The organism is Enterobacter cloacae complex sp. 302F9, assembly GCF_050030335.1.
GTDB classification, from domain to species: Bacteria; Pseudomonadota; Gammaproteobacteria; order Enterobacterales; family Enterobacteriaceae; genus Enterobacter; species Enterobacter hormaechei_C.
The window spans coordinates 2,640,236-2,661,453 of the sequence record NZ_JBLGUC010000001.1 but is presented as its reverse complement, the minus strand read 5'-3'; the positions used below and the strand labels follow the sequence as shown (position 1 = coordinate 2,661,453).

The following is a 21,218-nucleotide window of genomic DNA, read 5'->3' as shown; positions in this document are numbered from 1 at the left end:
TGGAAAGATGAACATAAAAAATGCAGTCCAAGATCTTGTGAACAAATTTAAAATGAATGAATTGAATATGGGAGAGATAGACTATACAGACGATGAAAATGAGACTTCTTTTCCCGTGAATTTAAATGGGGAGGTTGATTTTTTTTATCGTCATTTGATTTTAAATGACAGTCCAACATTTGATGGTACTTTTTATTTACAGATTATTGAACCTCAAGATCTCAACGAAATATTATCCGGTTGGCGAGTTCAAAATGATACGGCTTGGCGCGATGAATATATAATCTTTGCTGAAAGAAATGGTGACGTTCTTTTTTGTGACACCCAAAATCTAACATCTCCTGTTTATGGTAGCATTCAAAAACGAAACTTTATAATTTCTGGTTCCTTAGCTGACTTTTTGAATGCTTTTTGTTCTGCTATTGAGATGGAACAAAATAATTATGATGGTGATGCTACAGATGATGAATTTAATTTAAGAGAAGATTTTCTGGAAGATATCGATGTGATGCTTAAAACTAAACTAAAAGATGTTGAGGTTGAAGGGTTTAAGAAATTCTTTTTTGGTTAGTTTTTAAGTTTTTTAATAATAAAGATTTACTGTCTTAGATACCTCCTTGCTTCTAAAAGCATTTATTTCTTATTCCCCTTTTTATAGGTGAGGAGGTTTATTTGCTATTGCTAATGAATAAACACATGAATAATACTTACATCTCTTGTAGAAAAAGGAAACGAATTTCATGATAAAAAAATAAGCCGAGGCTTTAGAGCAATAACAAAATGTCCGGCAGGCTCTTCCTGAGCCGCAGATCGAATGGAAAATTGCCAACTGCAACTCTGCGTACATGTACAGTGCTTGCTTTGCTCTCAAGGAGAACGATGAGGCGAAAAAATGGGGGGAGAGGATACTTAATACACGTGGATCGGATATAGAGACAGCGCCGTTAATCGACCTCGGCATGGTTTTTTATGAGTTGAATCAATTTGATGAAGCGTACAAATATTTTAATGATTCTTATAGCTACGTCAAAGAACGAACGTTTCAAGACAGAGCTGAAAAATACCTTGAGTTCTATTTTCCTAAGAGTGCGCAAGTTCGTTTTTTTCATAAAAAACAAATCAAACTTTAAACAAGAAGTTCATCCCATCGCCATTTTTAACGATTTGATTTTTTGCTTTCTGCACGCAACTTCCCTTTTTCTTTACGTCATGCTCATTCTTTTAAGTGTAAAGTCTTTAGATATTAGACTCTGAGCCTTTAAAAGTCTTTTACCAGCTGTACGCAATAATGAAATTATGACAACTGCGATCGTCTGCTGGTAATCCACCTCGAACGACTTGCTGGAAAGGACACGCACAACCCCCTGACGCATGCTTAATCCGTTAAATCAAGGGGGATTGGCTCCTAAGCACGTTGATCCAACAACGCCAGGTAGATCGTATGTATTACCATCAGTATGGGCAGAATGGCTTGAAGAAGTAGCGATTCCAGGCTCCGGTAATGTAAAATAGGTTACTATATGAATATTAATAAAGATGATGATCTCCTTGTGATAGTAAAGAAAGAAGGAATATATTATTGGTTCGTGGCGTTCAAAGAAATGTGGATTTTAGATAGAATTAAATGGATAGAGGGTTTTGTGAAAAGTGGGGTGGAAATAAATCTACAGGATGTCCATAAGGAAAGATATGACATACCCGTAGTAAATGAAGAAAACGCGCAGATATTTATTGATGGGTTAATTAAAGATGGCTATTCATTCGATAAGGATGACATAGCTGATGAGTTTTTTAGTAGGCTTTCGCAAAAAACAACTTGGTGGGATATATATGATCTTATGCCGGATTTGCTTATAGATTTTGATAATAAAAGACTATATTCTGAGTATGTTGAAAGTATGCATTATCAAAAATATGTTCCTGATGGTTGGCAAGGTGAGCTTGTTGATTTCTGCGGTAATGGAACGTTACCTCAAGATGAAATGTTCTGGATAAAGAATGGAACAAATCATAGAAACGTTATCATTGCTGAAGGGTAAAAAAAATTTTCAGCATACCATTTTAGATTATGCAATTGTCTTACAACACGCGAGTTAGTTTTTGTGTTAACCGATAAAAAGCCATTATTAACCGTTGTAACCCTATTTGATGCTTAGGGCAAAAGCTTCTTTGCCTGCACTGCCACGAGGCACATTTTTCTATTACTTAAAAATCATCTGAACGAAGAAGGGGTTGTTGTCTTTAGCTATGTGGAAAACCAAAATGGCTGGCATGATTGGTTTTATTTAAATGGTATGAAGCGTAACGCGTTGTCTCGATCAGGCCCTGCTTATTATGATAAAATGCGATTCAAAACTTTTAACGATTCCCGCTCGCAAAAAAAAGGATTTAGAAGATATATTATTGTCGACCGGCAGACCTCTCCTAAGAAACGGTGGTGTCAGCCTCGCTAAGTATTAGAGTCTGGCCTTACTTGTTGAGTGATTAATCGAGGTGCCTTTTCAGACGTTAAAGCTTGCGACTACACAAATCATTTCTTTGGAGGTGAGCAAGAAGTCAGATCTCTAAGATATTTTTTTGACTCCCTAATAAAAAATGTACGTGAAAGCGTGGATTTTTCCCGTTCATAAAAATTAAACGTAAACAAGAAGTTCATCACATCGCCATCTTCAACAATGTAGTCTTTTCCTTATGCACGCATCTTGCCTCCTTCTTTCGCGCCTGGCTCTTCCTGACCCAGCTCTTCCATAAACTCTTCACGGTCGGCATCGTCCAGTTCAGTATTATCGGATTCAACCGTGGCGCAAACTACTAACACTAACGAACCCGCAGCGAATATGACCGTCTTGGCCGCCTGCATCGCCGGGATATAGTTACCGGTAATTTTCAGTGCTCTTGGTTGCACCGCTGGGATACTACCGGTAACCCGCTCGAAGGATCTGCTGAGAAGGTTACGCACAACCGGCTGACGCAGCTGAACGGCATTCGCTGGCGCTATGACGTCCACGGACGCACCGTGGAGAAAGATAACGGACAGACCCGCTGGCACTACCGCTACGACGGTGAGCACCGCCTGACGGAGGTGATCAGCCAGCCGCGGGACCGCAACAGGCCGCAGACGCAGGTCAGCTTCCGCTACGATCCGCTCGGGCGACGCATCAGCAAAACGCGCCGCCAGATGCTGGGCGGCCAGCCAACCGGCAAGCCGGTCACCACGCGGTTTGTCTGGGAAGGGTTCCGGCTGTTGCAGGAGGTGCACGGGGACGTGCCGCTGACCTACGTCTACAGCGATCAGAACAGCTACGACCCGCTGGCGCGCATTGACGGCGTTGATGCTCCGGAGATTTTCTGGTTCCACTGCCAGCCCAACGGCACGCCGGAGCGGATGACGGATAGCGAAGGGCAGGTGCGCTGGGAAGGGGTGAACAGCGCCTGGGGCAAGCTGCTGCGGGAAAGCGAGACGCAGGTATCAGGATATTCTCAGAACCTGCGGATGCAGGGGCAATACCAGGACCGTGAGACAGGGCTGCACTACAATCTGTTCCGGTATTACGACCCGGACTGCGGGCGGTTTACGCAGCAGGACCCGATAGGGCTGGCGGGGGGGATAAACCTTTACCAGTATGCGCCGAATGCGCTGGGTTGGGTGGATCCGTGGGGGTTGGCATTAAAGGGAGTCGACTTTACAGGAAGCCCAGATCTTTTCCCAATCAATGGAACAAAACAGAATATTGTATCTATTACAATGCAAGGAACTCGAGATAGAGATTTCACCGAGGCTTTCAAGGCAGCCGGTATTTCTAAAAGCGATGCAACTGGATATACATGGCATCATGTCGATGATTTTGACCCAGCCACAGGAAGGACAACAATGCAATTAGTAAAAACTTCTGCGCATGAAGCTACTTTCCCACATAAAGGCTCAGTCTCACAATTCGAGAAATATTTTGGTGTAAAATATGGTTCCCAAGAAGCCATTGCTGTTTCTCATTCTAAAGGCTGGTTGAAGGGGCGTGTCCCGAAAAAATTGCGTGCAAACTGTCATCAGTGAGGTATAACCTATGAACCATTTCAGTAACTGTGAAAAAAAGATTGGACGTGCAGATATTACTAAAACGGAAGAGAAATTATCTATTACTCTTCCGGATGATTTCGTTTCACATTATCTGCAATTTAATGGTGGCACTCCTGAGAAAAGTTGGTGGGACGGTGATGAAGATTTTGAGCCAGTAGAGGTGGCAGGGTTTAAACCGTTTGTTTATAATAGTCAGACAAATAATGACCCTAGATCTTTAATCGACGGTTGTTATATCAGCATGTTGGATAGGGAAGTGATTCCTAAAAACCTGCTTCCTTTCGCAAATGATTGGGGAGGGAATTTCTTCTGTCTAGATTTAGACAATTACTCAATAGTATATTTTGCTACAGATTCTTTTGATGAGGATTTGACTATGCAAGAGAATCACATAAAACTTCAAAGATATCTGACAAATTCATTTGCCAATTTTGTTAATGGATTAGTAGCAGAAGAAGATCTTTCTTAAAGAATATTTAAAAATTTAATCGATTTATTTACTTCGATTGCTGTTGTTTTGATATTCATATTTTTAATAAAGCTCTGTGACACAAACCATAGGGTTTTATTATAAAACAGCATGACAGGCTTGGTGGTATGAAAGCAGCTAGAATCCCATGTAGAATAAATCAGGTTAAAAAATGAAGATATCCCAGTTAGCAATACATAGGTTAAATAATATTAATTGGTTTGTTAATCTTGGTGTAGCAACGACACTCCCTGGTGTTATCCAGGCTCAGTCCCTTAGCTTATTTATAAAAGGCTTGAATAGCGATGAATGGGAAAGTGCCACCTTGGAGGCTGGTTATGAAATAACGGGCTATCTCGCAAAAAAACACACTAACAAATATCAATATTGGAACTCTTTGGTCAAAGAAGCTAAGAAAGTTGTGGAGAATGATATTATCCCAAAAATAATCTTCCCAGAGTCTGAGAAAGGATCAATGACTGAGAACTTAAAATGGGACCTTGTGAATTACTTGCTTGAAGATGCGTATAGTTCTTTACTACATGAGCCATTCGCTTTTGAAGGCTTAATTAATGTTTATGAAGCTGGGCATATGCCCTGTGGATGGTCAGGTACTTGGCCAGCGGGCAAACTAGTTATCTATTGATAGGACACGCGAAAAAAAATCCACGCCAAAGCGTGGATTTTTTTCATTCAAAACAAATCAAACGTTAAACAAAAAGTTCATCACGTCGCCATCTTTAACGATGTAATCTTTCCCTTCCGCACGCATCTTGCCTGCTTCTTTCGCGCCTTGCTCACCCTTGTAGGTTATGAAGTCTTCAAACGCGATAGTCTGCGCACGAATGAAGCCTTTCTCGAAGTCGGTGTGGATCTTACCGGCCGCCTGAGGCGCGGTCGCACCGACAGGGATGGTCCACGCACGCACTTCTTTTACACCAGCGGTGAAGTAGGTTTGCAGGTTCAGCAGCTCATAGCCCGCGCGGATCACGCGGTTCAGGCCCGGCTCTTCCAGACCCAGCTCGGCCATGAACTCTTCGCGGTCGTCGTCGTCCAGCTCTGCAATATCAGATTCAACGGCAGCGCAAACCGCTACCACTACAGAGCCTTCAGCCGCAGCGATTTCACGCACTTTGTCCAGATACGGGTTGTTCTCGAAACCGTCTTCGTTAACGTTGGCGATGTACATGGTAGGCTTCAGGGTCAGGAAGCTCAGGTATTTGATCGCCGCTTTGTCTTCGTCAGTCAGGTTTTTCAGCGCGCGCAGCATGCCCGCGTTTTCCAGCTGTGGCAGACATTTTTCCAGCGCAGCCAGTTCCGCTTTCGCGTCTTTGTCGCCGCCTTTGGCTTTCTTCTGCACGCGGTGAATGGCGCGCTCGCAGGTGTCGAGGTCAGAGAGGGCCAGCTCGGTGTTGATGACGTCGATGTCGTCAGCTGGATCCACTTTGTTGTTAACGTGGATAATGTTGTCGTTCTCGAAGCAGCGCACAACGTGGCCGATCGCTTCGGTTTCACGGATGTTGGTCAGGAACTGGTTGCCCAGGCCTTCACCTTTGGATGCGCCTTTTACCAGGCCCGCGATGTCCACGAACTCCATGGTGGTTGGCAGAATGCGCTGCGGCTTCACGATTTCCGCGAGCTGGTCCAGACGCGGATCGGGCATAGGAACAACACCGGTGTTCGGCTCGATGGTACAGAACGGGAAGTTCGCCGCTTCAATACCTGCTTTGGTGAGCGCGTTGAACAGGGTGGATTTGCCCACGTTTGGCAGACCGACGATACCGCATTTGAATCCCATTTCTAAATCACCTTAATATCTTGATAATCAATCCGTTAACGATAACCGATTGAAGAAAAGTAAATAACTACGCCTATTATACACGTAACCCGCGCGACGCGCGGTAAAAAAGCCCCAGGGCGCCGATTATTGCGCTTTGAAAGCGTGCAGTCGATTGGTGGCTTTCGTCAGGCCATCCTGAAGCCAAATCTCGGTGCAGCGGGCCGCTTCGTCCACCGCTTCGTCAATCAACTTCTGCTCAGAAACCGGGGGTTTACCCAGTACGAAACCAACAACTTTGTTTTTATCGCCCGGATGGCCGATTCCCACGCGCAAACGGTGGAAATTAGGGTTATTACCCAGTTTGCTGATGATGTCTTTCAGACCATTATGGCCGCCATGACCGCCGCCCAGTTTGAACTTCGCCACGCCTGGCGGCAGGTCCAGTTCGTCGTGGGCCACCAGGATCTCATCCGGATTGATGCGATAAAACGTTGCCATGGCCGCCACGGCTTTGCCGCTCAGGTTCATAAAGGTGGTTGGCACCAGCAACCGCACGTCAGCACCCGCAAGATTGATGCGTGAGGTATACCCGTAAAACTTGGGTTCTTCACGCAGGGGAGCGCGCAAACGCTCCGCCAGCAGATCAACATACCAGGCGCCGGCGTTATGGCGGGTAGCGGCATACTCTGCGCCCGGATTGGCGAGGCCGACAATCAGTTTAATCGTCACGATTTACTTCCTAATGGGTTCCAGATCTGGCGCGTAGTTTACTGTCTGGCGCGCCGCTTGACAAAGTTCTGCCTGCTGTACACCGAAATGCGAATAATTTCCTCTTTGAACAATTAGAATTTCAAGCTGTTCAATGTCTTATTTGTAAATTTTTGTCCGGGAGTTATCAGTAAATGTGATCATTCACGCAACTCATATAAGAGGCGTTGTCTATACTTTACACACAAGGAGAAGGGGCTTTTCCCCTGACAACCCAAAGTTCCGGAGGTGACATATGAAACGCAAAAACGCTTCAATGCTCGGTAACGTGCTAATGGGGTTGGGACTGTTCGTGATGGTCGCCGGTGTCGGTTATTCAATCTTAAACCAATTACCGCAGCTTGACCTCCCACAATACTTTGCGCATGGCGCGGTGCTGAGTATCTTCCTTGGTGCGGTATTGTGGCTCGCCGGGGCGCGCGTGAGCGGACATGAGGAAGTCTGCGATAAATACTGGTGGGTGCGCCATTACGATAAACGATGCCGCCGCGACCAGCGCAAGCATAGCTAGTGCCCCATAAAGAACACCGAAACGACTTCATCTGAAGTCGTTTTTTTTGCATGACGCATTGACCCTCACGTAACGTAAGGCTTCAGAGTAACGACACTGGCAGAACAAAAGGAGCCGTTATGTTGATACAGGTGGGTGAACTGGCGAAACGTGCCGGGATCACCGTGCGGACTTTGCATCACTACGAGCAAACAGGGCTGTTGTTACCTTCTGCCAGAAGCGCGGCAGGCTACCGGCTTTATAACCTGGCGGATGTGCAGCGTCTGCATATGATCCAGGCGCTGGCAAAAGCCGGACTGGAGCTTGCCGAAATCAGGGATTTTCTGGAACAGCGTTCGCTGTCATTAGCCGAATTACTCGACGGGCAAATCACTCTGCTGGACAAGCAACTGCGTAGCATCCATACGCTGCGCAACCGGCTGGTGGAATTGCGTACCGGGCTGACCGACGATGCGACGCCGGATCTGGAATCCTGGCTACAGACTCTGGAGTTAATGAATATGTACGATCGCTGGTTTAGCAAAGAAGAGTTGCAGCAACTACCGTTTGCGGTAGAGAAAGAGGCGCTGGCGGATATCTGGTCGGGTCTGGTGACGGAGGTTAAACACTTGCTGGAACAGAACGTCAGCGTCACGGACGCGCGGGCGACCGATTTGGCTTCACGGTGGATGGAACGCCTGGAGCAGGATACCGCAGGCAAACCGGAATTTTTGACCCGTCTGAACGAGATGCACAGCGTGGAGCCGCAGATGCAGGAGCAAACCGGCATTACGCCGGAGATAACTGATTACATCACGCGGGCGTTTGCCGAATCAAAGCTCAGCATCTGGGAGAAATATCTCACTGCCGAAGAGATGGCCTTTACCCGGGCGCACTACTTTGACCGGATGATGGAGTGGCCGCCGCTGGTGGCGAAGCTGCATCAGGCGCAGCAGGATAATCTCAGTCCCGCTTCTGACGATGCGCAAAAGCTGGCAGAAAAGTGGCTGGTTTTATTCCAGTCCTATGCAGGAACAAACCCGCAGACCCAGCAAAAATTTCGCCTCGCCATGCAGCAGGAGCCGCATCTGATGAAAGGCACGTGGATGACGCCTGCCGTGCTTGAATGGCTCCAGCAGGCGATCGGGGTGATGATGCAAAGACGAGTCTCTGCATCAGATGACTCACAGATCCGCTAACGCAGCTTCACGGTTAGGGTAGAAGGACAATCGGCCAGGGATCGGCTGCACGCCCGCGCGCGCCATGGTGCGCAGGGGCTGGAATTCAAGGTTACTTATCCGCAGCTCGCAGCCTTCCGGCAGGCGGGCAACAAAGCGCTGGAAGGCATCCAGACCGCCGGCATCCAGCACCGGGACGGCATCCCACTTCAGCACCACAATCCGTTTGCCCGCGATGCGGGATTCCAAATCGCTGAACAAACCTTCCGCTGCGGCGAAGAACAGCGGACCAATCACGCGCAGCACCAGCACATCGTCAGGCACCTCAACGTTAACCGGGGAGAGACGCGTCATCTGCGCGATGCGGCGCATAAACAGCAGCGAGGCCAGCACAATGCCGACGCTGATGGCGATAACCATATCGAACAGTACGGTCAACGACATGCAGATCAGCATCACGATAATGTCGTCTTTCGGCGCACGGCGCAGCAGGTTAACCACCTTATGCGCCTCACTCATGTTCCAGGCCACCATCAGCAGCAGCGCAGCCATGGCCGAGAGCGGAAGCCATGAAAGCAGCGGGGCAAGGATCAGCAGCGCCATGATCACCAGCAGGGAGTGAATGACCGCCGAAACCGGTGATGTCGCGCCCGCACGTACGTTCGCGGCGGAACGGGCAATCGCAGCCGTAGCGGTAATACCGCCGAAGAACGGTGCAACGATGTTCCCTAAGCCCTGGCCGACCAGCTCGCTGTTGGCTTTGTGCTTAGTGCCGGTCATGCCGTCGAGCACGACGGCGCAGAGCAGGGATTCAATCGCGCCCAGCATTGCCATGGAGAACGCGGCAGGCAGCAGAGCGCGAAGGGAATCCCAGCTTAGGGTGAAGCTTGAGCCCGGCATGTCCCACGGCAGAACCAGCTGCGGCAGCAACTGCGGAATGCCGCTGCCCTGTGAGCCGTCCGCCAGAACATAGTGGAACTGGGAGCCAATGGTGGCGACCTGTCCACCGAGCAGGTTGACAACGCCCATCACCGCGCAGCCCAGCAGCAGAGCGGGCAGATGCCCCGGGAGACGAATGCCTAAGCGAGGCCAGACGATAAGTGTGCCGAGGGTAACGATGCCAATGGCTGCATCGCCCAGGTTGGCCGTCGGCAACGCCATAAACAGCGCGCCCACTTTCTGTAAATAGTGCTCCGGAACATGGGCCATTTGCAGGCCGAGGAAATCCTTAATCTGCATGGTCCCGATGGTAATCCCAATCCCCGAGGTGAACCCCAGCGTTACGGAAAGGGGAATATATTCAATCAGGCGACCAAAGCGGGCCAGACCAAACAGAATTAAAAAGATGCCGGACATCAGGGTGGCAACCAGCAGGCCTGCCAGACCAAACTGTTGGGAAACCGGGTAGAGGATCACCACAAAGGCGGCAGTCGGGCCGGAGACGCTGAAGCGGGACCCGCCCGTCAGCGCAATCACAATCCCCGCAACGGCCGAGGTGTACAGCCCGTACTGCGGCGCGACGCCGCTACCAATCGCCAGCGCCATCGCCAGCGGGATGGCAATAATCCCGACGGTGATCCCGGCTATCAGGTCACGAACAAAGCGTGACGATGTGTATTTCTCTTTCCAGCAGGCGTCGATGAGGGCGCGAAAGGGCAGAACATGTGAGGAGGTTACGTTTTTCACAATTATCTATCATCCGTGTGCGCATCATCTGTCATGTGAATGGCAGGTGAAGGAGGCATAAGTCATACAAATAAATACTATAAACAAAAAAACCCGCCGTAGCGGGTTTTTTGGCCGTGTTCGATCAGTGTTCGAACATTGCAGAGATCGATTCTTCGTTGCTGATACGACGAATCGCTTCGGCCAGCATCCCGGACAGAGTCAACGTACGCACGTTTGGCAGCGCTTTGATCTCGTCGCTCAGTGGAATGGTATCGCAGACCACAACTTCGTCAATGACGGAGTTACGGAGGTTATTTACCGCATTGCCGGAGAAGATCGGGTGAGTGGCGTAAGCGAATACGCGTTTCGCACCACGCTCTTTCAGCGCTTCAGCGGCTTTACACAGCGTACCGCCGGTATCGATCATGTCGTCCACCAACACGCAGTCGCGGCCAGCCACGTCACCGATGATGTGCATCACCTGAGAAACGTTAGCGCGCGGACGGCGTTTGTCGATGATCGCCATGTCGGTATCGTTCAGCAGCTTCGCGATAGCACGCGCACGTACCACGCCGCCGATGTCCGGAGAAACCACAATCGGGTTGTCCAGATTCAGTTGCAGCATGTCTTCCAGCAGGATTGGGCTGCCGAATACGTTATCAACCGGCACGTCGAAGAAGCCCTGGATCTGCTCTGCGTGCAGGTCAACCGTCAGTACGCGGTCAACGCCGACGCTGGACAGGAAGTCAGCGACAACTTTAGCGGTGATTGGCACACGCGCGGAACGGACGCGACGGTCCTGACGTGCATAGCCAAAGTAAGGAATAACAGCAGTGATACGGCCAGCAGAAGCACGACGCAGCGCGTCGACCATAACAACCAATTCCATCAGGTTGTCATTCGTTGGAGCACAGGTGGACTGGATGATGAAAATATCACCACCGCGTACATTTTCGTTAATTTGTACGCTGACTTCGCCGTCGCTAAAGCGACCTACAGCGGCGTCGCCGAGGGAAGTGTACAGGCGGTTGGCAATACGTTGTGCTAGTTCCGGGGTGGCGTTACCAGCAAAAAGCTTCATATCAGGCACGAGAAGAACCTCAGGCATGCGTCCAGTGGTGGATAGCGTTCGCCGCAAACTGCGGGGCCTAAGCAAACGCTATCCAGGCGGTGTATTAAAGAGCGCGATGCAACGTCTGGAACAGGGTGACGTTGTCACCGAAACTCAGTCTGCGCCAGAATGGCCTGCTGTAGGGGGGAGGTGTTCATCCCGCGTGCTACAAAACCATGCAGCCAAACCGGCGCTTGCTCAAGCACCTGACGGGCGGCGGTTTCGGTGTCAAATTCAGCAAAGACACAGGCCCCTGTACCGGTCAGGCGCGACGGCGCGTATTCTAACAGCCAGGAAAGCACCGCATCAACCTCGCGAAAACGTTTTCTTGCGATATCCTCGCAATCGTTGCTGAATTCACAATTTAATAACGTTTTTATTGACCGTGCCGGGGTATTTCTTTTCAGGTCAGGATCTTTAAAGATGACCGGGGTAGGAATGCTCACGCCGGGGTGAACGATCAGATACCATTTTTCCGGCGGATCGACCGGCGTGAGGATTTCACCGACACCTTCAGCGAACGCCGCGTGGCCGCGCACAAACACCGGTACATCGGCGCCCAGCGTCAACCCTAACGCTGCCAGTTCGTCCGTCGTCAGACCGCAGCCCCAGAGGTGGTTAAGCGCCACCAGTACAGTCGCGGCGTTTGATGAGCCGCCGCCAAGACCGCCGCCCATCGGCAGGCGTTTGTCGATACGGATATCCGCACCGCTTCCCGCCGGCAGACGACCCGACGTCGACGCCGTTTTCATTAGCAGGCGGGCAGCGCGCACGATCAGGTTATCGTCATGCGCCACGCCGTCGACCGGCGTCAGCAGGCAAATCTGCCCATCCTGACGCGGTTCGATGGAGATGGTGTCGCCGTAATCGACAAACTGAAACAGGGTTTGCAGGGTGTGATAGCCGTCAGCGCGCTGCCCGGTAATGTAGAGAAACAGGTTCAGTTTTGCGGGAGAGGGCCAGTGGGTCATCATTTAACGATCCAGTTGTCCATTTTCAGCTTGATACGCTGGCTACCCTGCGTCAGCTCCATATTGGACGGCAGCGACGGTTGCGTCTTGCTGTCATACGCGCTGTACACCACTTTCCAGGTTTTACCGCCCTGGGTGTAGTTCACCTGGCTCAGACGGTATTGATCGTCGAGCGTATAGTCGGTCGCATCACCCGGCAGGCCAAGGATCCACTGGCGCAGACTATTGAGCGGAATCGGCATTCCGGTCAGCTTGCCAATCATCTCTTCGGCGTCGGTTGCCGTGTAGTGCTGGCCTTTGTTATCGGTGATCTGCGCTTCGCCAGGCTTCGCGTTAAGCTCCAGCTCGGTGCTGCCCAGCGGGTTCAGCAGCAGCAGGCGATAGTTGTCCTGACCCGTTTGCTGCCAGAAGAAGCGAGCGTAAACTTTTTGTTCGTCAGAGAGATAAGCAAATGCACCGCGGGTCTGGTACTGGCTTAATTTCAGCACGTCCTGCTGGTGCTGACGCCACTGCGGTGAGTCAGGGCTTTTGCCCGGGCCTTTCGGCTGATGAACGGAACAGGCGGTCAGAACCAGGGCCGCCAGAGGCAGCAGGCGAATCATTCGGGTCATAATGATGACAAATCCTTGAGATACGTTGCAGTTATAACTGTTAATGCTAGCGTTGAAGGGTGTCACCGTCTACGTTCAAATTATCTCAAAGCGTGGCGTAAGCTATTACTCCGAAAGGGGGCAGTCTCTTTTATTGATCTCGCGCATCCTGTATGATGCGTCCTGCTAACCTTATTAACGCTGGTACTACTCCCGCTCAACATGACCCTATTAGCACTCGGTATTAACCACAAAACGGCCCCGGTTTCACTGCGAGAACGCGTTACGTTTTCGCCGGATACGCTCGACCTGGCGCTGGACAGCCTGCTTGCACAGCCGATGGTGCAGGGTGGCGTGGTGCTGTCGACGTGCAACCGTACCGAGCTGTATTTGAGCGTAGAAGAGCAGGACAACCTGCACGAGGCGCTGATCCGCTGGTTATGCGACTACCACAACCTCAACGAAGAAGAACTGCGCAATAGCCTGTACTGGCATCAGGACAACGATGCGGTCAGCCATCTGATGCGCGTGGCCAGCGGTCTGGATTCGCTGGTGCTGGGCGAGCCGCAAATTCTTGGGCAGGTGAAAAAAGCCTTCGCGGATTCCCAGAAAGGGCATCTGAAAGCCAGCGAACTGGAACGAATGTTCCAGAAGTCATTCTCCGTGGCGAAGCGTGTGCGAACCGAAACCGACATTGGCGCCAGTGCGGTTTCGGTTGCTTTCGCGGCCTGTACCCTTGCCCGTCAAATTTTTGAATCCCTGTCGACCGTCACCGTAATGCTGGTGGGAGCGGGCGAAACCATCGAGCTGGTGGCGCGCCATCTTCGCGAACACAAGGTGAAGAAGATGATCATCGCCAACCGCACCCGCGAACGTGCGCAGGTGCTGGCAGATGAAGTGGGCGCTGAGGTGATTGCGCTGAGCGACATCGATGAACGTCTGAAAGAGGCGGACATTATTATCAGTTCTACCGCCAGCCCGCTGCCGATTATCGGGAAAGGGATGGTCGAGCGTGCGCTGAAATCCCGCCGCAATCAGCCGATGCTGCTGGTGGATATCGCCGTTCCGCGTGATGTCGAACCGGAAGTGGGCAAACTGGCGAACGCCTACCTGTACAGCGTGGATGACCTGCAAAGCATCATTTCGCACAACCTTGCCCAGCGTAAGGCGGCGGCTGTGCAGGCGGAAACCATCGTTGAACAGGAAACCAGCGAATTTATGGCCTGGCTGCGCGCGCAAAGCGTCAGCGAGACCATCCGCGAATACCGCGGTCAGGCGGAGCAGGTGCGTGATGACCTGACGGCCAAAGCGTTAGCGGCCCTTGAACAGGGCGGCGACGCGCAGGCGATTATGCAGGATCTGGCCTGGAAACTGACCAACCGCCTGATCCATGCCCCAACCAAATCTCTTCAGCAGGCTGCCCGTGACGGGGACGATGAACGCCTGACAATTCTGCGCAACAGCCTCGGGCTGGAATAGCGCCCTATACCCATTTTCTAAGACAAGGTGCATTTACGCCTATGAAGCCTTCTATCGTCGCTAAACTGGAAGCTCTGCACGAGCGCCATGAAGAAGTCCAGGCGCTGCTCGGCGATGCCGGGATCATTGCCGACCAGGAACGTTTTCGCGCGCTGTCGCGTGAATACGCGCAGTTAAGTGATGTTTCAAAATGCTTTACCGACTGGCGACAGGTCCAGGAAGATATCGAAACCGCGCAGATGATGCTCGACGATCCTGAGATGCGCGAGATGGCGCAGGAAGAGTTGCAGGACGCAAAAGCGCGTTCAGAAGAGATGGAGCAGCAGCTTCAGGTGCTTCTGCTGCCGAAAGATCCGGATGATGAACGTAACGCCTTTGTGGAAGTCCGCGCCGGTACCGGCGGCGACGAAGCGGCGCTGTTCGCCGGGGATCTGTTCCGTATGTACAGTCGTTATGCCGAATCCCGTCGCTGGCGCGTGGAGATCATGAGCGCCAACGAAGGCGAGCATGGCGGCTACAAAGAGGTTATCGCCAAGATCAGCGGCGACGGCGTGTACGGTCGACTGAAATTTGAATCCGGCGGTCACCGCGTGCAGCGCGTGCCTGCGACAGAATCTCAGGGACGCATTCATACGTCAGCCTGTACGGTGGCGGTGATGCCGGAGCTGCCGGAAGCGGAACTGCCGGATATCAACCCGGCGGATCTGCGCATCGACACCTTCCGCTCTTCAGGGGCAGGTGGTCAGCACGTTAACACCACCGACTCCGCTATCCGTATTACTCACCTGCCCACCGGGATTGTGGTTGAGTGTCAGGATGAACGTTCCCAGCACAAGAACAAGGCTAAAGCGTTATCCGTGCTGGGCGCCCGTATCCACGCGGCTGAAATGGCGAAACGCCAGCAGGCGGAAGCCTCTACCCGCCGTAACCTGCTGGGCAGCGGCGATCGTAGCGACCGTAACCGTACCTATAACTTCCCGCAGGGTCGCGTAACCGACCATCGCATCAACCTGACGCTCTACCGTCTGGATGAGGCGATGGAAGGCAAGCTCGATATGCTGATTGAGCCTATCGTGCAGGAATACCAGGCCGACCAGCTGGCGGCACTGTCCGAGCAGGATTAATGGATTTTCAGCGCTGGTTACGCCATGCCGCCAGTGAGCTTTCTGCAAGTGAAAGCCCGAAGCGCGACGCCGAAATTCTGCTTGAGCATGTGACGGGTAAAGCCCGCACGTATCTGCTGGCTTTCGGCGAAACCGCGCTGACCGCTGAACAGCAATCGCAGCTGGAGGCACTGCTTGCCCGCCGTAAAACCGGCGAGCCGGTGGCGCATCTGGTTGGCGAGCGCGAGTTCTGGTCACTTCCGCTGTACGTTTCAGCGGCCACGCTGATCCCGCGCCCGGACACCGAGTGTCTGGTGGAGCAGGCGCTGGCGCGGTTACCGGCGCAGCCGTGTCAGATCCTCGATCTCGGTACTGGCACCGGCGCGATTGCGCTGGCGCTTGCCAGCGAGCGACCGGACTGCACCGTGACGGCGGTAGACGTGATGCCTGATGCGGTCGCCCTCGCGCGGCGCAACGTTGAACGGCTGGGGCTGAACAATGTTTCCGTTCTGCAAAGCAGCTGGTTTGCCGCGCTTGAAAGCCGCATGTTTGAAATGGTTGCCAGCAATCCGCCCTACATCGACGAAGACGATCCGCATCTCGCGCAGGGCGACGTGCGTTTTGAACCGTTGACCGCGCTGGTCGCTGCGAATCAGGGACTTGCGGATCTCGATCACATTGTGACAACGTCACGACAACATTTGCTTCCCGGTGGCTGGCTGCTGGTGGAACATGGCTGGACGCAGGGAGAGGCGGTGCGAGCGCTGTTTACGCGTGCCGGATACGCTGCCGTGGAAACCTGCCGGGATTACGGCGGCAATGAACGTCTGACGCTGGGGCAGTGGTCATGAGCCTGTTTACGCTGCTGATCTCCGTTCACCTGGTTTCTGTTGCCCTGACCATTGGCTTTTTCATTGCCCGCTACTGGTGGCGCTACAGCAACAATCCGCTGATTAACGCCCGCTGGGTACGCATCGCCCCGCACTGTATCGACACGGTGCTGTTCCTTTCCGGAGCCGGGTTAATGTGGAAAACCGGCTATCTGCCATTTACTGATAAAGGCGCATGGCTGACTGAAAAGCTGTTTGGCGTTATCATCTACATCGTTTTGGGTTTTATCGCGCTTGGGCGTCATCGTCCGCGCAGCCAGCAGACAGGGTTTATCGCCTTTTTGCTGGGTCTGGTGGTGCTGTACATCATCATTAAACTCGCCACCACAAGAATACCGTTACTGGGGTAAGTCATGAGGTCCTTAGCCGATTTCGAATTTAACAAAGTGCCGCTCTGCGATGGTATGATCCTGATTTCAGAGATGATCCGCGACGATTTTACGTCACAGTACGTTTACGCTGAACTGGAGAATCTGGTCAGCCTGGCGCGCGAAGAGATCAATCAGGCACGTCCGCAGGACTGGCAATTAGAGAAGCTGATTGAGCTTTTCTACGGCGAATGGGGTTTCTGCGACACGCGAGGCGTGTACCGCCTGTCTGACGCACTGTGGCTGGACCAGGTGTTGAAAAATCGTCAGGGCAGCGCCGTCGCGTTGGGCGCCATTTTACTGTGGGTTGCGCACGAGCTGGATATTCCACTGGTGCCGGTCATTTTCCCGACGCAGATGATTTTGCGGGCGGAGTGGCTGGACGGTGAGATGTGGTTAATCAATCCGTTTAACGGCGACACGCTGGATGAGCATACGCTGGACGTCTGGCTGAAAGGCAACATCAGCCCGATAGCTGAGCTGTTCAATGAAGATCTCGATGAAGCCGATAACGCCGAAGTGATCCGCAAGCTCCTGGATACGCTGAAGTCTGCGCTGATGGAAGAGCGTCAGATGGAGCTGGCCCTGCGCGCAAGCGAAGTGCTGTTGCAGTTTAATCCGGAAGATCCGTACGAAATCCGCGACCGCGGCCTGATTTATGCGCAGCTCGACTGCGAGCACGTGGCGCTGAATGATTTGAATTATTTCGTCGAGCAATGTCCGGAAGACCCGATCAGCGAGATGATCCGCGCGCAGATTAACGCGATCGCGCATAAACACATTACACTGCATTAATCTTAATTCCGATTCACACCTGAATAAGGCGATCCTATGAAACAAAAAGTGGTTAGCATTGGTGATATCAACGTGGCAAACGACCTGCCGTTCGTGCTGTTTGGCGGTATGAACGTTCTGGAATCCCGCGATCTCGCTATGCGCATCTGCGAACACTACGTGACCGTGACCCAAAAGCTGGGCATCCCGTACGTGTTTAAAGCCTCTTTTGACAAAGCCAACCGCTCCTCCATTCACTCCTACCGTGGCCCGGGCCTGGAAGAGGGGATGAAGATTTTCCAGGAGCTGAAACAGACGTTTGGCGTGAAAGTGATCACCGACGTGCACGAAGCGTCTCAGGCACAGCCCGTGGCTGATGTGGTAGACGTGATTCAGCTTCCGGCGTTCCTCGCTCGCCAGACTGACCTGGTAGAAGCGATGGCGAAAACCGGTGCCGTGATTAACGTGAAAAAACCGCAGTTCGTGAGCCCTGGCCAGATGGGTAACATCGTCGACAAGTTTATCGAAGGCGGTAACGACCAGGTGATCCTCTGCGACCGTGGTTCAAACTTCGGTTATGACAACCTGGTTGTGGATATGCTGGGCTTCAGCGTGATGAAGAACGTCTCTAACCAGTCCCCGGTGATTTTCGACGTGACCCACTCCCTGCAATGCCGCGACCCGTTTGGCGCCGCGTCTGGCGGGCGTCGTGCGCAGGTGACCGAACTGGCGCGCGCCGGTATGGCAACCGGCCTGGCGGGTCTGTTCATTGAAGCGCACCCGGATCCGGCTAACGCGAAATGCGACGGTCCATCCGCGCTGCCGCTGGATAAGCTGGAGCCGTTCCTGAAACAGATCAAAGCGATTGACGATCTGGTGAAGAGCTTCGACGAGCTGGATACCAGCAACTAATAAAAAAACCCGCTTCGGCGGGTTTTTCTTTGCCCGGCGGCGCTACGCTTGCGCGGGCCTACGGGTTTCGTAGGCCGGGTAAGCGTAGCGCTACCCGGCAAAAAAATTACGCAAATATCGTCATCAGATACGCAATAAACAGCGCCATATGCGCCGCGCCGTTCAGCACATTGGTGCGGCCGGTGGAGAAGGATATCTGGCACAGCAGCAAGGATGCCACCATCACAATCATCTCTGGCGCACCCAGCGCAAACTGCAATTCATTTCCCGTCATAAAGGCAATCAACGTCACCACCGGAACGGTAAGGGAGATGGTCGCCAGAACGGAGCCGAAGAACAGATTCATCGCACGCTGCACCTGATTATTGAGCACCGCTTTCAGCGCTCCCAGGCCTTCTGGCGACAGGATCAACAGGGCCACCAGGAAACCGGTAAAGGCGACCGGCGCGTTCAGTTCAGTTAACAGCGCCTCCAGCGGGTTCGCATTCATCTTGGTGACCGCAATAACGGCAATCAGATGCACGATCAGCCAAACCGTATGCCACGCGCTGCTGTGCGCCGACGGCTTACCGTGATGCGGGTCATCGTCGTCGCCGTCGTCTTCATGCTCGTAAACAAACAGGCTCTGGTGCGTTTTGGTCTGGATCAGCAGGAACACGCCGTACATCGCCGCGGAAATCAGCGCCACCAGCAGCGCCTGGCCGGTGGTGAAATTTGCACCCGGCAGCGCCATCGGAAATACCAGCACAATAATCGCCAGCGGGAACAGGGCGATCAGGTACTGTTTAATGCCAAAGAGGTTCATGTACTGGGTGGCAAATTTGCGACCACCTAATAAAAGTGAAAAACCGACCAGGCCGCCGGTAACAATCATAATGATGGAGTAGAGCGTATCGCGCATTAGCGTTGGCGCGGCGTCGCCGGTGGCCATTAATGCGGAAATTAAACTGACTTCAAGAATCACAACCGAAAGGCTTAAAATTAATGACCCATACGGCTCTCCAAGACGGTGGGCTAACACATCCGCATGGCGTACCACGCTAAATGCACTGGTTAAAATACCCACCAGAGCCAGAATATTGATCCCCACAACCACTGGCAATGACTGACTGCTTCCCCAGAAGAGCAGCACAGCCAGTGCCAGAACCGGGAAAATGAGAGAGGTCTCCTTGTGGCGGGTTTTTACCGCCTCGTGTGTTGCTGTCATGTGTTTCTCCAACAATGCAGGTGCTTGTAATTATAGATAGATTTTAAAGGTATTAAATTAACAGAAATCTGTTAAATACCCTGTATTTTTTACTTAATTTTACCCTTTATTATAATTTTTATGTCTGAGGCTTATAATGCCTTATCTCTGTTAAATATTAGTTTAATAACAATGAATTACATTTTTATATTGTTCATTTCTTTCTGTCGAGTGGCACCCTCGCGTATCGTCGTCCACACTTATCTTTTAGCCAAAAGAGAGGTTAACGATGCCATACAAATCGAAAAGCGAATTACCGGATAACGTGCAAAACGTATTGCCTGCCCACGCCCAGGATATCTACAAAGAAGCCTTTAACAGCGCCTGGGATCAGTACAAAGATAAAGAAGATCGCCGGGACGATGCCAGCCGTGAAGAGACGGCGCATAAGGTGGCCTGGGCCGCCGTGAAAAATGACTATGAGAAAGGGGACGATGATAAATGGCACAAAAAGAAATAGCCGCCAAATAACACGCTGCCTCCATTTTGACATTTCAGGCGGTTGACCTGCCGCTGTATTGCATCTGGCCCGCGAATTGCTTATCGTTGCTCAACTGCTGTTAAAATGAACAGCACGGAATGCCGGGAAGGCGAATTACAGATGTCGCAAGGAAGCATGCAGTGGCGGAGGTGGAATGTGTTAACGCGTGATTTCTTGATGAAGGCAGATTGTAAGACGGCATTTGGTGCTATTGAGGAATCGCTTCTGTGGTCGGCTGAACAACGTGCGGCGTCGCTTGCGGCAACGCTGGCCTGCCGCCCGGATGATGGCCCGGTCTGGATCTTTGGTTACGGCTCGCTGATGTGGAACCCGGCGCTCGAATTTGTTGAATCAGCAACCGGAACGCTGCCTGGGTGGCACCGCGCCTTTTGTTTGCGCCTGACCGCCGGACGTGGCAGCGCCTGTCAGCCTGGCCGCATGCTTGCACTAAAAGAGGGCGGGCGCACCACGGGCGTGGCATACCGGCTGCCGGATACCACGCTGGAAGATGAGCTGACGCTGCTGTGGAAGCGCGAGATGATCACGGGCTGCTATATGCCCAGCTGGTGCAAGCTGGAACTGGATGACGGGCGCACCGTCAACGCGCTGGTGTTCATTATGGATCCGCGCCACCCGCTGTATGAAGCCGATACCCGAACCCAGGTGATTGCCCCGCTGATTGCCGCCGCCAGCGGACCGCTGGGCACTAACGCCCAGTACCTTTTCTCGCTCGATCAGGAGCTGACGCGTCTCGGTATGCAGGACGACTGTCTGAGTGAGCTGGTGGTGAAGGTGAAAGCGCTGCTGGAAGGGAACCCGCTCAGCAATACGCTGCGGCCGGGTTTTGCCTGATAATACGCCCGGC

General features: G+C 52.2%; 21 protein-coding genes and 2 pseudogenes. 15 read left to right on the top strand and 8 right to left on the bottom strand.

Annotation, left to right across the window (positions count from 1 at the left end):
* Positions 1 to 7 precede the first annotated feature (7 nt).
* Both ACQG0T_RS12920 and ACQG0T_RS12915 read left to right on the top strand, forming a co-directional pair.
* Complete coding sequence (locus ACQG0T_RS12920) at positions 8 to 571, top strand: hypothetical protein (protein ID WP_017384278.1); 564 nt, start codon at positions 8 to 10, stop codon at positions 569 to 571.
* Between the two features lie 949 nt (positions 572 to 1,520).
* Positions 1,521 to 2,039, top strand: coding sequence for a hypothetical protein (locus ACQG0T_RS12915; RefSeq protein WP_023296769.1), 519 nt, complete (start codon positions 1,521 to 1,523; stop codon positions 2,037 to 2,039).
* A gap of 650 nt (positions 2,040 to 2,689) precedes the next feature.
* On the opposite strand, the pseudogene ACQG0T_RS12910 reads toward ACQG0T_RS12915, so the two are convergent.
* Positions 2,690 to 2,866: pseudogene (locus tag ACQG0T_RS12910) on the bottom strand (hypothetical protein); the annotation flags it as partial.
* Here ACQG0T_RS12910 and ACQG0T_RS12905 point away from each other — a divergent pair.
* The 3 genes and pseudogenes from ACQG0T_RS12905 to ACQG0T_RS12895 all read left to right on the top strand — a co-directional run.
* Positions 2,825 to 4,051: pseudogene (locus ACQG0T_RS12905) on the top strand (RHS repeat-associated core domain-containing protein); the annotation flags it as partial. The pseudogenes ACQG0T_RS12910 and ACQG0T_RS12905 sit on opposite strands and share 42 nt — an antisense overlap.
* Before the next feature lie 10 nt (positions 4,052 to 4,061).
* Positions 4,062 to 4,544, top strand: a complete 483-nt coding sequence (locus ACQG0T_RS12900) for an SMI1/KNR4 family protein (protein ID WP_017384273.1) — start codon at positions 4,062 to 4,064, stop codon at positions 4,542 to 4,544.
* Between the two features lie 172 nt (positions 4,545 to 4,716).
* Positions 4,717 to 5,190, top strand: coding sequence for a hypothetical protein (locus tag ACQG0T_RS12895; RefSeq protein ID WP_017384271.1), 474 nt, complete (start codon positions 4,717 to 4,719; stop codon positions 5,188 to 5,190).
* 57 nt (positions 5,191 to 5,247) lie between these two features.
* Here the strand turns inward: ACQG0T_RS12895 and ychF are convergent, their stop codons facing one another.
* Positions 5,248 to 6,342, bottom strand: a complete 1,095-nt coding sequence (gene ychF, locus ACQG0T_RS12890; RefSeq protein ID WP_271040299.1) for a redox-regulated ATPase YchF — start codon at positions 6,340 to 6,342, stop codon at positions 5,248 to 5,250.
* Between the two features lie 126 nt (positions 6,343 to 6,468).
* Positions 6,469 to 7,053 (bottom strand): aminoacyl-tRNA hydrolase, encoded by a 585-nt coding sequence (gene pth, locus ACQG0T_RS12885; protein WP_006810922.1) that lies wholly within the window; start codon positions 7,051 to 7,053, stop codon positions 6,469 to 6,471.
* A gap of 274 nt (positions 7,054 to 7,327) precedes the next feature.
* Here pth and ychH point away from each other — a divergent pair, with 274 nt between their 5' ends.
* Both ychH and ACQG0T_RS12875 read left to right on the top strand, forming a co-directional pair.
* On the top strand, positions 7,328 to 7,603 hold the full coding sequence (gene ychH, locus ACQG0T_RS12880; protein ID WP_003856655.1) for a stress-induced protein YchH: 276 nt from the start codon (positions 7,328 to 7,330) through the stop codon (positions 7,601 to 7,603).
* A gap of 119 nt (positions 7,604 to 7,722) precedes the next feature.
* Positions 7,723 to 8,781, top strand: a complete 1,059-nt coding sequence (locus ACQG0T_RS12875; RefSeq protein ID WP_023296767.1) for a MerR family transcriptional regulator — start codon at positions 7,723 to 7,725, stop codon at positions 8,779 to 8,781.
* Here ACQG0T_RS12875 and dauA read toward each other — a convergent pair.
* From dauA to lolB, 4 genes are all read right to left on the bottom strand, one after another.
* Positions 8,767 to 10,446 carry a C4-dicarboxylic acid transporter DauA gene (gene dauA / locus ACQG0T_RS12870; protein WP_023296766.1) on the bottom strand — a complete coding sequence of 560 codons (1,680 nt, stop codon included), beginning with the start codon at positions 10,444 to 10,446 and terminating at the stop codon, positions 8,767 to 8,769. The two genes, ACQG0T_RS12875 and dauA, sit on opposite strands and share 15 nt — an antisense overlap.
* A gap of 124 nt (positions 10,447 to 10,570) precedes the next feature.
* Entirely contained in the window at positions 10,571 to 11,518 is a 948-nt protein-coding gene (gene prs / locus ACQG0T_RS12865) for a ribose-phosphate diphosphokinase (RefSeq protein ID WP_003856663.1), read from the bottom strand.
* A 125-nt stretch (positions 11,519 to 11,643) separates the two neighbouring features.
* Positions 11,644 to 12,513, bottom strand: coding sequence for a 4-(cytidine 5'-diphospho)-2-C-methyl-D-erythritol kinase (gene ispE, locus ACQG0T_RS12860; RefSeq protein ID WP_017693293.1), 870 nt, complete (start codon positions 12,511 to 12,513; stop codon positions 11,644 to 11,646).
* On the bottom strand, positions 12,510 to 13,121 hold the full coding sequence (gene lolB / locus ACQG0T_RS12855) for a lipoprotein insertase outer membrane protein LolB (RefSeq protein ID WP_003856665.1): 612 nt from the start codon (positions 13,119 to 13,121) through the stop codon (positions 12,510 to 12,512). The genes ispE and lolB overlap by 4 nt, the downstream gene beginning before the upstream one ends.
* 201 nt (positions 13,122 to 13,322) lie before the next feature.
* Between lolB and hemA the strand changes: the two genes are divergently transcribed.
* The 6 genes from hemA to kdsA are packed head-to-tail and all read left to right on the top strand — an operon-like array spanning position 13,323 to position 18,626.
* Entirely contained in the window at positions 13,323 to 14,579 is a 1,257-nt protein-coding gene (gene hemA, locus ACQG0T_RS12850) for a glutamyl-tRNA reductase (RefSeq protein ID WP_023296765.1), read from the top strand.
* A gap of 41 nt (positions 14,580 to 14,620) precedes the next feature.
* Positions 14,621 to 15,703: a peptide chain release factor 1 gene (gene prfA, locus ACQG0T_RS12845; RefSeq protein WP_023296764.1), complete on the top strand. Its 1,083-nt coding sequence runs from the start codon at positions 14,621 to 14,623 to the stop codon at positions 15,701 to 15,703.
* Positions 15,703 to 16,533, top strand: coding sequence for a peptide chain release factor N(5)-glutamine methyltransferase (gene prmC, locus ACQG0T_RS12840; RefSeq protein ID WP_032671628.1), 831 nt, complete (start codon positions 15,703 to 15,705; stop codon positions 16,531 to 16,533). Before prfA ends, prmC begins: the two co-directional genes overlap by 1 nt.
* Positions 16,530 to 16,922 (top strand): invasion regulator SirB2, encoded by a 393-nt coding sequence (gene sirB2, locus ACQG0T_RS12835; protein ID WP_017384257.1) that lies wholly within the window; start codon positions 16,530 to 16,532, stop codon positions 16,920 to 16,922. Before prmC ends, sirB2 begins: the two co-directional genes overlap by 4 nt.
* Positions 16,923 to 16,925: 3 nt before the next feature.
* Positions 16,926 to 17,735: an invasion regulator SirB1 gene (sirB1, locus tag ACQG0T_RS12830; RefSeq protein WP_006810913.1), complete on the top strand. Its 810-nt coding sequence runs from the start codon at positions 16,926 to 16,928 to the stop codon at positions 17,733 to 17,735.
* A 36-nt stretch (positions 17,736 to 17,771) separates the two neighbouring features.
* Entirely contained in the window at positions 17,772 to 18,626 is an 855-nt protein-coding gene (gene kdsA / locus ACQG0T_RS12825; protein ID WP_003856671.1) for a 3-deoxy-8-phosphooctulonate synthase, read from the top strand.
* A gap of 106 nt (positions 18,627 to 18,732) precedes the next feature.
* Here the strand turns inward: kdsA and chaA are convergent, their stop codons facing one another.
* Positions 18,733 to 19,833 (bottom strand): sodium-potassium/proton antiporter ChaA, encoded by a 1,101-nt coding sequence (chaA, locus tag ACQG0T_RS12820; protein WP_003856672.1) that lies wholly within the window; start codon positions 19,831 to 19,833, stop codon positions 18,733 to 18,735.
* 268 nt (positions 19,834 to 20,101) lie between these two features.
* Here chaA and chaB point away from each other — a divergent pair, with 268 nt between their 5' ends.
* Positions 20,102 to 20,332 (top strand): putative cation transport regulator ChaB, encoded by a 231-nt coding sequence (gene chaB, locus ACQG0T_RS12815; protein WP_003856674.1) that lies wholly within the window; start codon positions 20,102 to 20,104, stop codon positions 20,330 to 20,332.
* A gap of 177 nt (positions 20,333 to 20,509) precedes the next feature.
* Positions 20,510 to 21,205 (top strand): gamma-glutamylcyclotransferase, encoded by a 696-nt coding sequence (locus tag ACQG0T_RS12810; protein WP_017384255.1) that lies wholly within the window; start codon positions 20,510 to 20,512, stop codon positions 21,203 to 21,205.
* Positions 21,206 to 21,218: the final 13 nt, after the last annotated feature.

What these genes read in the sequence shown, in the direction of transcription:
- ychF (WP_271040299.1), bottom strand. Translation starts at nt 6,342, where the DNA reads ATGGGATTCAAATGCGGTATCGTCGGTCTGCCAAACGTGGGCAAATCC.
- prmC (WP_032671628.1), top strand. Translation starts at nt 15,703, where the DNA reads ATGGATTTTCAGCGCTGGTTACGCCATGCCGCCAGTGAGCTTTCTGCA.
- sirB1 (WP_006810913.1), top strand. Translation starts at nt 16,926, where the DNA reads ATGAGGTCCTTAGCCGATTTCGAATTTAACAAAGTGCCGCTCTGCGAT.
- lolB (WP_003856665.1), bottom strand. Translation starts at nt 13,121, where the DNA reads ATGACCCGAATGATTCGCCTGCTGCCTCTGGCGGCCCTGGTTCTGACC.
- ACQG0T_RS12900 (WP_017384273.1), top strand. Translation starts at nt 4,062, where the DNA reads ATGAACCATTTCAGTAACTGTGAAAAAAAGATTGGACGTGCAGATATT.
- hemA (WP_023296765.1), top strand. Translation starts at nt 13,323, where the DNA reads ATGACCCTATTAGCACTCGGTATTAACCACAAAACGGCCCCGGTTTCA.
- ACQG0T_RS12875 (WP_023296767.1), top strand. Translation starts at nt 7,723, where the DNA reads ATGTTGATACAGGTGGGTGAACTGGCGAAACGTGCCGGGATCACCGTG.
- ispE (WP_017693293.1), bottom strand. Translation starts at nt 12,513, where the DNA reads ATGATGACCCACTGGCCCTCTCCCGCAAAACTGAACCTGTTTCTCTAC.
- ychH (WP_003856655.1), top strand. Translation starts at nt 7,328, where the DNA reads ATGAAACGCAAAAACGCTTCAATGCTCGGTAACGTGCTAATGGGGTTG.
- ACQG0T_RS12895 (WP_017384271.1), top strand. Translation starts at nt 4,717, where the DNA reads ATGAAGATATCCCAGTTAGCAATACATAGGTTAAATAATATTAATTGG.
- sirB2 (WP_017384257.1), top strand. Translation starts at nt 16,530, where the DNA reads ATGAGCCTGTTTACGCTGCTGATCTCCGTTCACCTGGTTTCTGTTGCC.
- ACQG0T_RS12915 (WP_023296769.1), top strand. Translation starts at nt 1,521, where the DNA reads ATGAATATTAATAAAGATGATGATCTCCTTGTGATAGTAAAGAAAGAA.
- ACQG0T_RS12920 (WP_017384278.1), top strand. Translation starts at nt 8, where the DNA reads ATGAACATAAAAAATGCAGTCCAAGATCTTGTGAACAAATTTAAAATG.
- prfA (WP_023296764.1), top strand. Translation starts at nt 14,621, where the DNA reads ATGAAGCCTTCTATCGTCGCTAAACTGGAAGCTCTGCACGAGCGCCAT.
- chaB (WP_003856674.1), top strand. Translation starts at nt 20,102, where the DNA reads ATGCCATACAAATCGAAAAGCGAATTACCGGATAACGTGCAAAACGTA.
- kdsA (WP_003856671.1), top strand. Translation starts at nt 17,772, where the DNA reads ATGAAACAAAAAGTGGTTAGCATTGGTGATATCAACGTGGCAAACGAC.
- chaA (WP_003856672.1), bottom strand. Translation starts at nt 19,833, where the DNA reads ATGACAGCAACACACGAGGCGGTAAAAACCCGCCACAAGGAGACCTCT.